At 68.2% G+C, this 14,630-nt stretch carries 11 protein-coding genes and 1 pseudogene; 8 read left to right on the top strand and 4 right to left on the bottom strand.

Annotation, left to right across the window (positions count from 1 at the left end):
- From PV679_RS34945 to PV679_RS34925, 5 genes and pseudogenes are all read left to right on the top strand, one after another.
- A pseudogene (locus tag PV679_RS34945) lies at window positions 1-661 on the top strand (hypothetical protein); the annotation flags it as partial.
- Between the two features lie 77 nt (window positions 662-738).
- Window positions 739-2,124 (top strand): hypothetical protein, encoded by a 1,386-nt coding sequence (locus tag PV679_RS34940; RefSeq protein WP_319685248.1) that lies wholly within the window; start codon window positions 739-741, stop codon window positions 2,122-2,124.
- Between the two features lie 264 nt (window positions 2,125-2,388).
- The gene (locus tag PV679_RS34935; RefSeq protein WP_319685246.1) at window positions 2,389-3,429 is read left to right on the top strand and encodes a TIGR02391 family protein; all 1,041 of its coding nucleotides are present in this window, start codon (window positions 2,389-2,391) and stop codon (window positions 3,427-3,429) included.
- 50 nt (window positions 3,430-3,479) lie between these two features.
- The gene (locus tag PV679_RS34930) at window positions 3,480-4,961 is read left to right on the top strand and encodes a hypothetical protein (RefSeq protein ID WP_319685244.1); all 1,482 of its coding nucleotides are present in this window, start codon (window positions 3,480-3,482) and stop codon (window positions 4,959-4,961) included.
- Window positions 4,962-5,008: 47 nt separating this feature from the next.
- Window positions 5,009-5,263, top strand: a complete 255-nt coding sequence (locus PV679_RS34925) for a dTMP kinase (protein ID WP_319685242.1) — start codon at window positions 5,009-5,011, stop codon at window positions 5,261-5,263.
- Between the two features lie 117 nt (window positions 5,264-5,380).
- Here PV679_RS34925 and PV679_RS34920 read toward each other — a convergent pair whose 3' ends face one another.
- Complete coding sequence (locus PV679_RS34920) at window positions 5,381-5,554, bottom strand: hypothetical protein (RefSeq protein WP_319685240.1); 174 nt, start codon at window positions 5,552-5,554, stop codon at window positions 5,381-5,383.
- Between the two features lie 182 nt (window positions 5,555-5,736).
- Between PV679_RS34920 and PV679_RS34915 the strand changes: the two genes are divergently transcribed.
- From PV679_RS34915 to PV679_RS34905, 3 genes are read left to right on the top strand one after another with little or no spacing between them, the layout of a single operon-like run.
- The gene (locus PV679_RS34915) at window positions 5,737-6,441 is read left to right on the top strand and encodes a hypothetical protein (RefSeq protein ID WP_319685238.1); all 705 of its coding nucleotides are present in this window, start codon (window positions 5,737-5,739) and stop codon (window positions 6,439-6,441) included.
- Window positions 6,438-8,417: a hypothetical protein gene (locus tag PV679_RS34910; RefSeq protein ID WP_319685236.1), complete on the top strand. Its 1,980-nt coding sequence runs from the start codon at window positions 6,438-6,440 to the stop codon at window positions 8,415-8,417. Before PV679_RS34915 ends, PV679_RS34910 begins: the two co-directional genes overlap by 4 nt.
- 34 nt (window positions 8,418-8,451) lie before the next feature.
- Window positions 8,452-10,539 carry a hypothetical protein gene (locus tag PV679_RS34905; protein WP_319685234.1) on the top strand — a complete coding sequence of 696 codons (2,088 nt, stop codon included), beginning with the start codon at window positions 8,452-8,454 and terminating at the stop codon, window positions 10,537-10,539.
- Between the two features lie 264 nt (window positions 10,540-10,803).
- Here PV679_RS34905 and PV679_RS34900 read toward each other — a convergent pair whose 3' ends face one another.
- From PV679_RS34900 to PV679_RS34890, 3 genes are read right to left on the bottom strand one after another with little or no spacing between them, the layout of a single operon-like run.
- Complete coding sequence (locus tag PV679_RS34900; RefSeq protein ID WP_319685232.1) at window positions 10,804-13,467, bottom strand: DEAD/DEAH box helicase; 2,664 nt, start codon at window positions 13,465-13,467, stop codon at window positions 10,804-10,806.
- A gap of 37 nt (window positions 13,468-13,504) precedes the next feature.
- Entirely contained in the window at window positions 13,505-13,816 is a 312-nt protein-coding gene (locus PV679_RS34895; RefSeq protein WP_319685230.1) for a hypothetical protein, read from the bottom strand.
- Complete coding sequence (locus tag PV679_RS34890; RefSeq protein WP_319685228.1) at window positions 13,813-14,130, bottom strand: hypothetical protein; 318 nt, start codon at window positions 14,128-14,130, stop codon at window positions 13,813-13,815. Before PV679_RS34890 ends, PV679_RS34895 begins: the two co-directional genes overlap by 4 nt.
- Window positions 14,131-14,630: the final 500 nt, after the last annotated feature.

Here is a 14,630-nt window from a genome sequence, read left to right as displayed (position 1 = left end):
AGTACCGCTTCGTGTACTTGCTTGCCACCTGGTCACTGCTTCCTCTGGAACCATTCTGATCCCAGTCTCCAGGTGTCCACGATCAAGGGGAAGCTTCAAGGAGCACACGGAAGCCAAGAAGTACTCCTGGGTCAGGATCCCCCGGTACGACTACACACCCTCCGAACGGCTGCGCTTCACTCTGAGCGGAGGCCAATCACATCATGCGTCCGAGTGGGCCGACAGCACCGAGCGCCCCTTGGAAGAACAGCTCGCAGAGATCGTCCACGAGATCGGACTGCGCGGTGAGGCGGCCGAGCGTAAGCGCCTGGCCGAGCTTGAGGAGGCGCGGAAGAAACGCTTGCGCTGGGAAGCTGCGATGGCCGAGGCCCGTGACCAGTACGCCGAGAAGTACCGCGTCAGGCAACTGGAATCCCAGGAGGCTGCTTGGCGTCGTGCGACGCACCTGGGCGAGTATCTGGAGGCGGCCCGTGCGCACGTGGCCACGCTTCCACCCGGGTCGGAGAAGGCGGCGGCTGAGGAGTGGATGGAGTGGGCCACGGGACACGTGGCGCGCGCCCATGCGGTGGTTCAACAGTTTCGACTTCCCGACGTCCCGGAACCTCGCGGCGAGGATCTCAAGCCATTCCTCCGGGGCTGGAGCCCCTACGGCGCCTACTGACTCCGATTGATATCGCCTGGCAGTTCATTCCGAGGCGGCCCCTGGATTCACGCGTGAGCCTGACTCATCATCATGAGATGACTGAGCGGATGGACCTGCTGCGGTTGCGGAGCCTGATCGAGGGTGTGCTCGTCACGCTCTACCAGAAATACCGTCATCAAGATCTACCGGAGCTGTGTGAGCGCCTCGGTCTCCCCTCGCCTCCTCTGAACGATGACACGACCAAGCACGGGCGCTTGACGGCGAGTTTGCGGGCCTGCCCAGACGAGCAGCTGCCCCACGTCGCTCAGGCAGTTCTCGACACTGAACCACTCCCGTTCATCGAGCTGAGGGATCTGCAGGATGCCGTGTGGAGCGGGCGCGGCCACGTGGAGATTCCTGGCCGCACGCGTCGCGAGCTGGCTAAAGAGTTCGACGTCACCGACCACCGGGGCTACCCGGAACGGTTCCTTGCCCTGCTGGGGCGGCTGTGGGATCTCGGCGACGAGTTGAACGTATGGGGACCTCACCTTGGGACCCTGCGCGATGACATTCAGCGACATGTGATCCGGTTCCCAGACGACTGGTCGACCGAGTATCTCTTCGAGCAATTAAGGGCCTTCGAAGCCCCACACCCTCGCTTCGGACGCTTCCTCGAGGGCCTTGCCTCCTCAGCCGTTCTTCCTGACGAGCAGGCACAGCGCCGCTTTGTCGAGTTCGCCAACCGTCATCTTCAGCCCGTGGGGGCGCAGTTGCGCCAAGAGGGCGAGGTGGACGGTTACCCCCAGTTCCATCTGGTCCAGCTCGGGCGGGGTACGGCCCGCCGGCCACGGAACCTCATCTTCGCCACCCTTGGCAAGCCGGACATCCGCTTCACCAGCGCCCTGGACAACGACATCGAGATCGCAGAGCGCAAGGACGAGATCTTGGTCTACAACCGCCCGGTGGGAAAGGACGGCCTGCTCTGGAGCGACCTGCTGTCCTGGTGGCAGGAGATCCGCGAGGCCGATGATGCAGAGGAGGCGGCCCAGGCTCTTTACAGCCGCATGGAGGATTCCTTACCCCGCCGATCCGAAGGGCAGAAGAACCTCTTCTGGCTCTACCACCACATTTACAAGAGCCAGCTCCGCGATGTGCCCGCTCTCCTGCCGGAGATATGGGTGCACTGGGACCCCAAGACCATCCGTGAGCGCGGCGAGCTCGCCCAGCAGAACCTCCGGATGGACTTTCTCATGCTGCTGTCCGGGAACCGGCGCGTCGTTCTGGAAGTCGACGGCATGCAGCACTACACACGCGATGGAGGATCCAAGCCCGACAGCGCCAAGTATGCAGCGACCATGGCCGGCGACCGCGACCTGAAATTTCGCGGATACGAGGTGTTCCGGTTCGGCCACGACGAACTACGCGACCGTGATCGAGCCCGGCCTGTGGTTGCTGACTTCTTCCGTGCACTCCTGAACCGTTTACCTGATAGCTCTTCGTAGCGCTCCGCTATCAGGACCAGGTTCACGGCAGGAGCACGGGGCCCCGAGTGATGAGGCCCAGGACCTGGCTGGGTACTTGGCCTGACCGTCGTCCGATGCAACGACCGGCCGTGACCGGTGTCACGCCCATTCCATGCCCAGCTCTGCGAGCGCTGCCCGCTGCTTTGGTGCTGTTCTTGGCAGTTACGGGACGTAGCTCCGTGACACGATCAGCGGCATGGACGCTTCCCGGAACCCGAGTCCCTTCGCAAGACGAGCGAAGCCGTGGCCGAGTTCAAAGACGCCTTCAAGGCGTTCATGGAGCTCCACACGGAGACAAAGGATGTCGGCTTCGGGCGCGGCCTCCTGCCTGCTGCGGTTGGCCGGGATGGCGTGTCGCGCGAAGAGCTCCAAGCCGCCACAGACCGGGTGGCACGCGCAGCCGGCCGCGCGTCGGCGGCCCCCGGCCTGACCCGGATGTACATAGGCGTCACCGGCTTCCCTGAGCCAGTGGACCCGATCTCGGCTTGGAGGACCGTCACTACGTCGAAGCCGCTGCTCGAACCGGGCGACGTGCTGGACTCGGCGGAGCAGATCCTGGGCCGTCTGGAGGCGCTGACGGACAAGGCGGAGGCTGAGCTCCCTCCGACCACCGGAGTGGAGGCGATGCACCCGACGATCTGGGGAGCTGCCCGGAAGCTTTGGCTGGACGGCCACTTCCGTCTCGCCGTCCAAAGCGCTGCCGAGAACCTCACCTCCCAGGTAAAGACCCGCACCGGGCTGGCCAACATGGACGCCACCAACGTCTACGAGAAGGTCTTCACCGCCAAGAGCCCGATGCTGACGTGGCCTGGGGACCCGAGCGACCGCACGGTCAGCTCCATGCAGAACGGCCTGTCCAAGTACGCGCCCGGACTCAACATGACCGTCCGCAACACGGCCACCCACGCGGCCTTCGACGAGATGACCGCCCAGCAGGCGCTGGAACGCCTCGCAGCCCTGGCCTCCTCGCGCACTGGATCGACGAGTGCGAAGGCCCGATCTGACCTGCGTGCTGCCCGGCGCAGGCCCGGCGCAGGGAGGTTCGAACCGCGTGATGGGCAGCAGTTGCAGGTGCCGTCCTCGTTGATGGTCTCGGCGATCTTTGAAACGGGACATGCCCGTGGGCATGGGGCGATCGGCGTCGGGATACTTGCTGCGTGCCGACTAACGTGGAGACGAATGTCTGGCTTCCGGCCTGTGCGCTTGCCGCGGTGGGGGCCGCTGCGACCCGCCGGGGTCTGTCGAGGGACGAGACGGTTCGTCAGCTGCTCGACGAACATCTAGAGGCGCAGGAGCACCGCGAACCGGATGCGCGCCTCACGCACATTTCCACGGTGCTGCGCTACCCGCCGGCGCTCGGCAGGGGGAAGCACCGGTGGGTCCCGGAGTTCGGAGGGCCGTTGCGGTTGCGTCTGCGTCCGGGGGTGGCCGACCGGGCCCGGGCTGTGTCGTTGCGGCTGCCCGGCCAGTTCCAGCGGGCGCACCGCGACTACCAGAGCCGTCAGCTGACCGACGCGGTGATGACCGCCATCGCCGTCCAGGAGCCATTCACCGACACCTACCTCGACGGTCTGCGGACTGTCCTGCGGCACCGGGCGGCCCGGGGCCTGTGGGGTCTGGCGGTGGCGGCGACGAGTACCGCACCGGAACTCGCGGTCCACGAGGCGGTATCCCGGGCGGAGTTCCCCGACGAGGACGCAAGCGCAACCGGCGCATCTGCCGGTGGGCCGGGGCCCGGTTCCCGTCTGCTGCGGGTGGCCGCGGCGCTGGACGGGGAGACGGGATGGCATTCCGCGGTCCGTTTCTGGGTGGCGGCCAACATCGCCCGCCTGCTGCTGGCCGGCCCCGGGACGGACGCCGCGGAGCGGATGCTCTTCGAACAGGGGGAACAGTGGCGGGAACTGCGCTTGGACTACCGGTACGCCGACGCCGGCACCCGCGGGGAACTGCGCCGGGGGATCGGAGACTGGGACGACTCCGGCCGCGGCGGCGGCGCGGTGTGGCGTGCCGACCGCGCGGTCGAGGTCGAGGACTTCGAGGTCTGGCTGATCTCCCGCGGCCGTGCGGCCGAGCGCACGAATCTCCCGCCGGGGTGGCCGGTGCGCACCCCGCCGACCTGGCGCGCCCGCGCCGCCGGCGGGCACGGCGCCGCACTGCGGGAGCCGTACGCCGGGTGGGCGGCCGCGGGCCGGCTGCTGGTCTTCACCTCCGGCGGGACCCCGGCGGTGTGGCCGCTGACCCGTGGAAGCCACGGGCGGATGCGGCCGGTGGAGGGCATTGAGCCGGTTGTCGCGGCCGCCGCACGGCTCGCCCCCGACCAGGCCAGCACCTTCATCGAGGCGATGCTCCTCGACTGGAGCGACGACGGAGAATCCGATCTCATGCCGGTCCCAGCCGTCCTGCGGCTGCCCGCCTCGCAGGCCTACGAATTCGGCTACATCGACGCCGCACAGCGCCGCCGCCTCATGGCGGAGGCCCGCGCAGCGACCCTGGAATCGATGGACGACGTCCTGAACCGCCTGCATGACGACTTCTACCGCGCCCGCCTCCAGGCGGCCAGAGACAGCGGAAGCGTCACGGACTTCCGCCGGCTCGCCTGCTGGGCCCGCGTGCACTTCAGCCCGAGCCCCGCCACATGGCCCTGGCCCGGCGGGCCGGTCGCCGACGAAGTCGTCGCCGACACCCAGCCGGAGATCGTGCAGTGGCTGGCCACCCACGCCCACCGGACGACGGCCACGCTGCTCCAGCACTCGATGGGCGAAGCATGGAACGCCGCTTTCGACCACCGCCCGCCGAGCTTCTGGACTGACATGTGACACCGACCATTACTAATCGTGAGAGAGCACCGCTTTTGATGGGGGCCATGACGATCCCGTTCCTGCCCCCGCCCTCCGCGCTCGGCGCGATCCAGCGCGTCGTGCTGGTCGTCCTCCTCACCCCGGCCGTCCTGCTCGCCCTGGCCGCCGCGGTCCCGGCACTGATCGTGCTGCCGTTCCTGCCGGGCGGAACCGACCGCGCCATCGCCCTGCTCACCGCGCACACTACCTACCTCAAGGCGCTGCTCACAGGCAGCCGCACGCCGCCCCCGGACACGGCACGCCGACCACGCGGATCGTGAGGCCAGACTGACGGCTTCCCGCACTTGCAAGGGCCTGGTCCCCTGGGCGCAGGTCCTCGGGTGAACACCGCGGCCCTGGACGGCATCCGACTCGGCGACCGTCGGCGGCCCCAACCCTTACCGGACGTCCTGGGAGTTCGACGCCGTCGGCAACCGCACGAAGTAGATCGAACACTGCACCACCGCGGGCGCGGACGACACCACCGCAATAGACGTGCCAGCCTCCAGACGGGAGACCAGCTCGTCTGCCTCGGCAACCGGCACCCCCGCACCGTTCAGCAACTCGAACATCCGCAGGCGGGTGGCGTCAGCCGGAGGTCTTGGGCGAGAGCGGCGAGGGCGGTGTCCCACGATGTTGGTGGCAGTGGCTATTTCAGATTGTCTGTCGCCAGTGGTGAACAGGTGGGAGCCGTACGTGAATTCGGCTTATCACCCCATGGTCAGATTTGTGTGCGGACGGTTACTGTGTCGTGATGGATCACGAGGGGGCGGGCCAAGGGCCGCAGGATCCGGTGACCAGCCGAGAGCAGGACGCGGTGCGTGTGCTTCTGCTGATCGACGGGGCCTGCGAACCGCTGACTGGTGCGGAGAGGGCTCTGCCTGTGCTGGAGCACGCGGTGGGTGTCATGCGGACGCAAGTCAAGCTGCAGAAGCTGGACTTCTGGCTGCGGAATCCGGACTATCTGGCGAACGAGCTGCTGACCGAGTACGAGGCCGACCGCGAAGAGGCGTTGCTGGACATTGCCAGCGGCATCTTGAACTCCGAGGAGCCCGAGGTACGGCGCTATCCGATGCTGCGTCATCACTTCGGCGCCTATGAGTGGCTCGATGACGCTCTGGCTGTGCTGAGCAGTGCCGGGCTGCTGGTCCGCAGGCGCCGCGGGACCGTCGACCGAGTACGCCAGCACGACTACTTCCTGCTGGAGCACGGCCGCCATGTGGTCCGGGAGATTATCCGTGAGGCGCCGGCGTTCGACTACTACGTGCAGCGTGTCGAACTGGTCATGCGACTCGCCGGGGAGAAGAGCGGCAGCGAACTCAAGCGGCAGCAGTACCTGACGACCGAGTACGCCGAGACACCACGGGGGAGCCGGATCGGGCCGATCAGCGAGCGAGCACGCGAGCGACTGGCGGCCTTCCGCCAGGAACTGCAGGAACAGGAATCGGGGGCGGCATGAGCACGGTGCAGACTGAGGCGCTGCTGGAGACACGCATCGCGGACGGGGCCGGCGTGGACGTCGAGGACGTCCGCGATGTGTTCGCCGAGTACGGGCTACCCCTGGTCATCTCCCCGGCGCGGCCGCGGTCGCTGCACGTGCACCGGCTGCGGGTGGCCGGTGAGCGCACCGGGGACGTCCAGCCGGGCCCGTTCGACACCCCGCTCTTCTTCTCCGCCGGTCTGACGGCGCTGGTCGCCTCCAACTTCCGGGGCAAGACATCCGTGCTGGAGCTGCTGACCTGGTGCCTTCGCGGCACTCCGCGCGACGAGATGCAAAAGCGCGTCCGCGGCTGGCTGCATCAGGTCGACCTAGACGCGACCGTCGCGGGCGAGCCCATGGGTTTCCGACTCGACCTCACCGACGGAGAGATCACCTCAGCTGTCGTCCTGACCGGCGCCGACATCTCCTCACTCCCAGACCTGCGGGCACCCGATCCGGAGCGGGGGGTCACGGCGCTGCTCCGAGCGGCCAGCACCGACAGCTACGCGGAACAGATCGCCTCACTGATGCTGCGGCGCATGGATCTGCAGCCACTGGTCAATAGCTTCAAGGAGACCAGCACCCAGACCCACGGATGGCCCGCCTACTTCGGCGCGGTCTACCTTCCGGCCGGCGGCGACAAGGCGCTGTTGGGCGAGGTCACCTCCAACGGGCTCCCGGGCCGCCTGCTGCAGGTATTCCTCGACCTGCCCGCAGCGGCCGCTCTTACCCGCGTCAAGACAGTCCACGGCGTACGCCTGGCCGAAGACAAGGCACGCCGTACGGCGGCCGACGCCGAAGCAGCCGAACGCGCAACCGAGCGCGAGCGCCTCGAAGCCGAACTCGCCACGGCACGCCAGCGACTGTCCAGCCTGCTGCCCGCTGATGCGGGCGATGAGTCGTTGGTCGACCTGGCCAACGACGCGGTCCGCCTCGCTCGTGCGCTGGCCGACGCACAAGACCAGTGGGACGAGGCTTCCCGCGTCTTCCGCCGGTCGCGCACGGAACGCCAGCACGCCGCCAAACTCGTCAACGACGTCACCGAGAGCGCCACCGCGCGCCTGCTCTTCCACGGCCTCAACCCCTCCAGTTGCCCTCGCTGCGACCAGACAATCGACGACGCCCGTCGCCAGGAAGAGCGCCACGCGAGCACGTGCGCGGTCTGCGCGCGAGCGGTCACCGGCGACGACGACCCGCAGGAAGTCACCGCCGAAGCCCAGGAGCGACTGAAGACAAGCACCGACATTGAGGCCATAGCCAAAGAGGAGCTGGAAAAAGCCGAGACCACCGTCGACAGCCTGACCCGTCAGCTCGAAACCGCCCAGGAACAGCTGCGTCGAGCCCAGTCGGCGGCCGACCTCCCGGCACGCCTCGCGGCCCAGGAAGACGTGCTGCGGCGCGAAGGCGCCCTCAGCGTGTTCCGCGAGCCCGAAGAGCTTGCCACCGGCGACACAGAAGCCAAGACTGTCAAGATTCTTGCGGCCGCGGCCAAGTTGTTGGAAAAGGACAGCAAGAGCGCCGCCGAGGCGCTGTTCGAGGAAGTCAACAAGGAGATCGCCGAACTCGCGACCCTGTTCGGCGTTCCCTCGCTGAAGTCGGTAGAGATCGACCGTAGCGCCCGCCTGAAGATCTATCCCCTGGGCAGCAAGCAGGAATGGTTTAAGGACCAGACAGCAGGCGCCCGCCTGCGTCTGCGCATCGCGGTGGTCATCGCGCTGCTGAGGGTGGGCCGACGCTACGGGGTGTCCACTCACCCCGGACTGCTGCTGATCGACAGCCCCAAGTCCGAGGAAATGCAGTCCGCCGACGCCCGTAAGCTCTTCGGGGAACTCGCCACCGTGGCGGCCGAAAGTGACCTTCAGGTAGTCATCACCACCGCGGACTTCGACTTGGCCCGTGCCACGCTGCCCGATGACACCATCAGACACGCCGACCCCGGCGCCTCACTGTGGTGATCACACCTCTACCAGGCAGAAAGGGACGGCTGTCGTGCCGCAACTTGCCGACCGGCTGACTGAACTGGCCGCTGACGGCCAGGCGATCACCTTTCCTGCTATCGGCCTCACTCCCAACGCGGTGGCCAGTGAGGCCGGCGACGTTGCCGCCGGCCCGTTCGCCCCCTACCTCGCCGAAGCCGTAGCCGACGCCTACAACCGCAGCGATTCACAATGGCAGCCTGCGGCCACCGCGCTCCCCCAAGGACTGGCCGCGCAGCCCAGCGTCCTGCACCTCTCGGCGTCCATGGACGCCCTGCTACACAGCCCCACAGCCGCCAAGGCCCTCGGCAAGCCCCTCACAGCCGTCCTGTTGGATGACCTGCTCACCCAGATTGAACGCGCCCCGCTCCTAGCCGCAGCTCGCCTCGAAGGCGCCCTCCGCCTGGCCGTTGCCGACGCAGTGACCCCATTCAAGCTGTGGCAGGCGCTCGAAGACGTGCCGAGCGATAGCCCCGAAGACTTCCTTGAGCGCCTGCCGAGACTGCTCGGCCTCACCCTCGACCGCTGGGCGGACGAGGACACGATCGCCGACACTGTGCGCACGCTGCTGCAGCAGTTGACCCACGACGAAGCCGCCGACGTGGACGCCATGTTCGAACTCGGCTGCGACCTGCTACGTCGTGCACTGTCCTCCCAGGACCTCGGCGCCATCACCAGTCACCTCGTCCTGGCCCGCAAGCAGTTCGAGACCGCCGCCCAGGCAGAAGAAGCCCGCGACGACGCCCGCATCTACGCCGCGGTCTGCGACGCCGCCCTCGCCTTCAGTCGGCACGATGTTGCGACCATCGCCACAGCAGCGGACGAAATCGCCGCCGCCCTGGATCAACGCGAAGCTTGGCTCCACCGAGCCCACCAGTCCTCCTGGCTCCAGCCGCGCCGCTCAGCAGAGATCGCCTGGCAACGCCTCATCCTGCAACTGCGCGCCGCCGCCACGGCCCTTCAGGAAGATGCCTGGATGGACGCCTGGCAAGCCTTGGACACTGTCCTCAGTGCCTACAGTGCCGCCCGCACCGTCTGCCCTGTAGCTGGCGACACTGGCCAAGGTCTGGCCCATCTCGTCCAGCCGACGATCGAGGGCCGCTTCCTGCGTCAGCAGGCCTTTCTGGCACAGCTGCGCCGCGCCGCTCAAGAGACAGACCAGCACACCACCCGCGGCTTCGACAGTGCGACTGCCAACATTCTGCTGCAGGCTGTCGAAACCGCTGTTCAGCGCGAGTCCGAGTCCACTGCTCCTTCGTCGAACGGTCCTGGGAGCGATGACGACGACCCTCTCGGGGCGGGGTCAGCGTTGTCCCGCCTGCAACGGCTGGCACCGACTCTGCTGCTCCTGCTGGGTGACCGCGCTGTCAGCATCGGCATCGCTTTGGACGATGTCGATCTGCTCGTTCTCGAAGGCTTCGCCTACGACAGCGACGTCGCCCGGCTCAAGGCCACCGACCCGCTCATTGTCCCTAAGCTGGATGCGCTGATGACCGAACTGTCCGCGCACCCCGCGTTCGTGGGGGAGGTGCGCAGGACGTTCTCGGCACTGGTCGAGCAGACGCTTCTCTTCCTCAAGAGCCGCTCTGACTTCACACGCAGCAACCTTTTCGGCACCACGAAGAAGGGTGAACCGCCTGCCTTCGACTACCGGCGCAAGCCCGAGAAGAAGGGGGATCGCAAAGCGGTTGAGGCAGACCTGCAACGCGACTTCCACCAGTGGCTCCGGGCGGGCCCCCTCCACAACGTTGTTCTTGTCGAGCCGGTCGACGTCGGTATGGGGCGTGCGGACGGCATGGTGTACTTCGGCGCCTTGCGCTATTTGACCGAAATCAAACAGGACGACTCCGACAACGACCGCACGTACCTCGAAGGCCGCTATCTGGCCCAGGCCGCCGAGTACAGCAACACCAACGCCCCCTTCGGACAGCTCCTCGTGCTCGATCTCACGCCGAAGGACGACACTCAGGGGAACATGCGCGTCGACGAAGTCGCGTGGACCACGAACCACCGGCCCAAGGGGACGAACACGGATCGTGCCGTGGTCGTCGGCGTCGTCGCCGGCAATCGGGTGACACCCTCCACCTACTCGCGAAAGTGATCACGGTCAAGCCCTCGTTGACCCGGCCGATCGGGGAGCTTCGGCGTTGGCTGCCACGTTCGCCGTGGCGTTTGCCCCCGCCAGCGCTGACGACCAGCGAGGCTGGGCCGATGGAGAGCGAAGCGGCACGCCCCACACGGGCCACGGGGTCCACGGTTCGTGTTGCGTCACTGCGTTGCGCCCCACGCACGAGGCCCTGCGACCATCGCGGCCCCGGGGTCTCCTGCGGTCAGGTTCAGCGACCGGCCGTGGCTGGTTTCAGGCTCATTCGATGCCCAGCTTGGCGAGCTGCGCGCGTTGTTCCGCTGTGAGTTTGTCGCGCCGGGCCTTGGTGTTCGAGACCCACACGCCCAGCTTCACGACCACCGGCTCTGCCTCGCCGTCGACCGCGATCTGTTCGCTGTGACCGCGTGGCACCGGCCGGTGGGCGCCTTCCCGTTCCACCCACTGCGCGAGGGCTACCAGGCCCCGGTGGAAGGCAGCCTGTGCCTTGCTCGGGCCCTTCGCTGCACGCTTGGCCGCCGGGGCGGCAGACGGAGCCTTAAGCGGCTTGATGCCCAGAGCGGTCAGCCGCTCCTGCTGCTCGGGGAGGAGTTGCGCCCAGGCGCCCGGTTCTTGGTGCCGCCAGCGCCACTTGCCGATGTCGTCGCCCTCGTAGACGACGCCCGGCTTGATGTGGGGCAGGCTGCCGTCGGCGTCGACCAGGTCGGCGAGCACCCGGTAGTGGCGCTGCCAGTCCAGCGGCCAGGGGCAGTCCCAGTCCGGGTCGATCTCGGTGAGCTGTGCCGCGCGCTCGGTCGCCCGCTCCGGGTCTTTGCCCAGGCCGTTCTTCTGGCCCTTGCGGCGGAGGTTGGCGAGGTGCTGCCCGATGGGCACCATTGCTTCGCCCTCGCCCCACACCGCGTCCTGGCGGGGTGCGAGGTGTCCGGTGGCCCGCCGGTAGGACCGGAGCGCGGCGAGTTTGTTCTCCCATGCCTCTTCACCCGGCTCCCAGACCATCCCGGCCTCCGGGGCGTCGAGCAGGGTCTTGCGCCGCTCTTCCAGCTCCCCGGCCCGCAGGGCCTTGCGCTGCTGGTGGACCCACCGCCCGAGGGGGAAGTCCTTCGTGACGCCGACCTCGGTCTCCACGTCATAGGGCACGGCGTGGACGCCGGTGATCTCGTTCTCCGCCCGCCAGCGGATCAGAGCCTGGTAGCCCTCCAGCCACACCAGCGACTCCGGCCGGTACACCCGGGTCCGCAGGAACGCTGCGATCGTCGCCGCGTCGCGCGGGGAGGAGAAGTGGAGCAGCGCGGACTCGGCGGCGGCGTCGGTGTCGTCCTGCTCCTGGCCGTCGCCCTCGCCGCTGGCCCCGACGATCCGCCCGTCCTCATCGCGCTGAACGTGGACCGTGCGCTTGCCGCTGGTGAGCGCGCGGGAGGCGAGCTGCTCGACCAGGCGCTCATCGTGCGAGCGCAGGCCCTGGAGGACGGCTACAAGGGGCCGGAACGAGGCGCTGGCGACCATGTCGGTCGGGTCCTCGTTCGGCTCCAGGAACACCGGCACGATGACCCTGGCGACCTTGGTGGAGCCGTCCTTGTTGAGCCGGAGCGCCCGGCCGATGTTCTGCACGATCTCCACCTGCGAGCCGCGGGTGTCCGCGAAGCACACCGCCTCGACTCCCCGCTCGCCGGTGATGTCCACGCCCTCACCGAGCACGCGAACGCTGGCGAGGAACGCCCGGTGCACCCGGCGCCCGGCCGCGTCGATCCCGTTGGCAAACTGTCGCAGTGCCTCCCGGCGTTCGGCCACCAAGTGATCCCCGCACAGCCACGCCGACCACACCCGGTCCGGCGGGACGTGGCGGCCGGCCTCCAGCTCGTAGAACTCCGCGTCGATCGACGACTTCGGCAGCTTGTCGGCGGAGGCCAGGTCGGCGTCGGAGGCGTCGTTGACGTACAGCTCGGCAGCGGTCTCGGGCAGCTTCTCCGCGAACGCGGCGGCCTCCTCCACCTTCTGGTGGAACGTCATGACCGTACGCAGGTTGTACGCCGCCGCGTGCTCCAGGAGCGCCGTCCGCAGGAGCGCCAGGCGCCGGCCCCGCCGCGCCTCCTCCGACTCCCCGAGAACGGGGGAGGGGTCGCGGATCTCCAGCACGTCGATCTCGAACCCGGCGAGGATCTCCCGCTCGATCGCTTCCGAGAGCCCGAGCTCCGCGAGCCACGCGCCGTAGGTGCCCTCCGGGTCGTCGGCCATGGTCGCGATCTCCGCCTCCTGGCCGTCCGCGCCCTTCTGCGGGCGGGCCGCGGCGAGGATGCGCGGCGTCGCGGTCAGGTAGAGCCGGAAATCAGCGGGAATCCGCTGGTTGTCGTGGATCGCCGCCCACGGCCGACCAAGATCACCGGCAGTTCCGTGGGCCTCATCCACGATCGCGAGGTCGAACGGGGCCATCTGCTGGCCGTACAGCCGCTCTCCGCCCGCCAGAGCGGCCTCCAGAGGCCCGCGAACCTTGCGCTGGTCCACGGGGGCCTCGTAGTCCTCGCGGTCCACGAGAGAGGCGTACGTGGCGAACACGATGACCGGACCGTGCCCGGCCCACAGGGCGAGCTGGATCGGGTTGGTGGTGGTGCGCACCCCCAGCTCGTTCAGCACCGCGTCGTTCTCCAGCGAGCACACCGCGACCATCGGGGCCCGGTGGCCCACCAGGCGCCACGCCTGGGCGGTCTGCGCGAGCAGGTCCAGGGTCGGGACGGTGACGAGGATCCGGCCGTCCGCGAAGCTCTCCAGCGCGCACGCGGCGGCCGTGATCGTCTTGCCCGACCCGGTCGCTGACACGATCGTGCCCCGGGCACCCTGCGGGGGCACAGATGACCTTGCAGGGAATCCCACCCACCTACGAAACGCGGAGCGCTGATCTACCTGATGTTCCTTGAGCCGAATCGCTGACATTTCCTTGCCTCCCCTGAGCCTGAATTCCCTTGGTCTTTCAGATAGCCGCGTGCGGAATACAGGCCGCACCCAAGTCGTTCCAGATCGACGCATCCGCCTTGTGCCAGCCGCCGGGCTTTCCGTCCTTGAAGGGCGGCTTGTCGTCCGGGTCGTAGCGCCCGGCATCGAACGTGCAGACGATGTAGTCCCCGCCGCTGTTCACCGTTCGCGCGGTGCACAGACCGCCGGCCTCGCCCAGCGCCTCCAGCACCCGGCGCCGCGCAGTGGTGTGCGGATGGGTGCGCGGCAGGACGGTCTCCCGGACGAACTTCTCCAGCCGCACCAGGTCGGCCCGCTCACGCTGTCTCACGTCCGCGAGATGTGCGGCCAGTTCAGCGGCCCGGCCGACCGGCCGCCGCGCTGCGTCCAGTCCCGGTCAGCGATGCCCACCAGGGCCTCGCTCACGGCTGTCACGCCGTCGTCCCAGCCGTCCGCGAACACCTCGCCCCGAGAGGCCGACGCCATGCCGTCCAGCTCGACTACCTCGCTCTGCGCCCCGGCGACCGCTCCGGCCTCCAGCGCGGCCACCAGGTCGTCCGCCTCGCTCGTGGGCACGCCCTGGGCGGCCAGGAGCGCGAACAGCCTCAACCGGGCGTTGACGCCCGCCGTCTGATACTGGCTCACCCGGTGCACAGAATCGCCGCTCAGCGCGGGATCGGGTCCGATAGATTCATGGTGACCGGTCATCTGCGGTCGTTCCTCTCGGAATTCCTGGGAGGTTCTCGGATGATTGGAGGGTGTCCTGTGTTTCCGCCAACGGTACATGCTGCATCAACCCGATGCACGCGGAACACCAGAACCCACACGAACGAGCGCCCCCACCCCCGCAGCCAGCCCGGCCCGCGCCAGCGGGCCCCAAGGGACGGGAGGCGCAGCCGTAAGGACCGTCAGGCGGGGGAGCGCAGCGGACCCGCCTGCCCTGGCTGGAGCGAAGCGGATGCCTGACAGCGGGACGAGGTCCCGCTGCTCCGGGAGCGCAGCGGACGGAGCGTCAACCCGACTGCGCAGCAGTCGGGTTGAGCGGGATGCGCAGCATCCCGCCAGCGCTCCCGCGGAGCGGGAGCGCAACAACCGTGCGCAGCACGGTTGTTCGCTTGCACATCGCGCAGCGATGTGGTACCCGC

Source organism: Streptomyces sp. AK02-01A, assembly GCF_033795305.1.
GTDB lineage: Bacteria > Actinomycetota > Actinomycetes > Streptomycetales > Streptomycetaceae > Streptomyces.
This window is presented reverse-complemented; position numbering and strand designations above follow the sequence as displayed.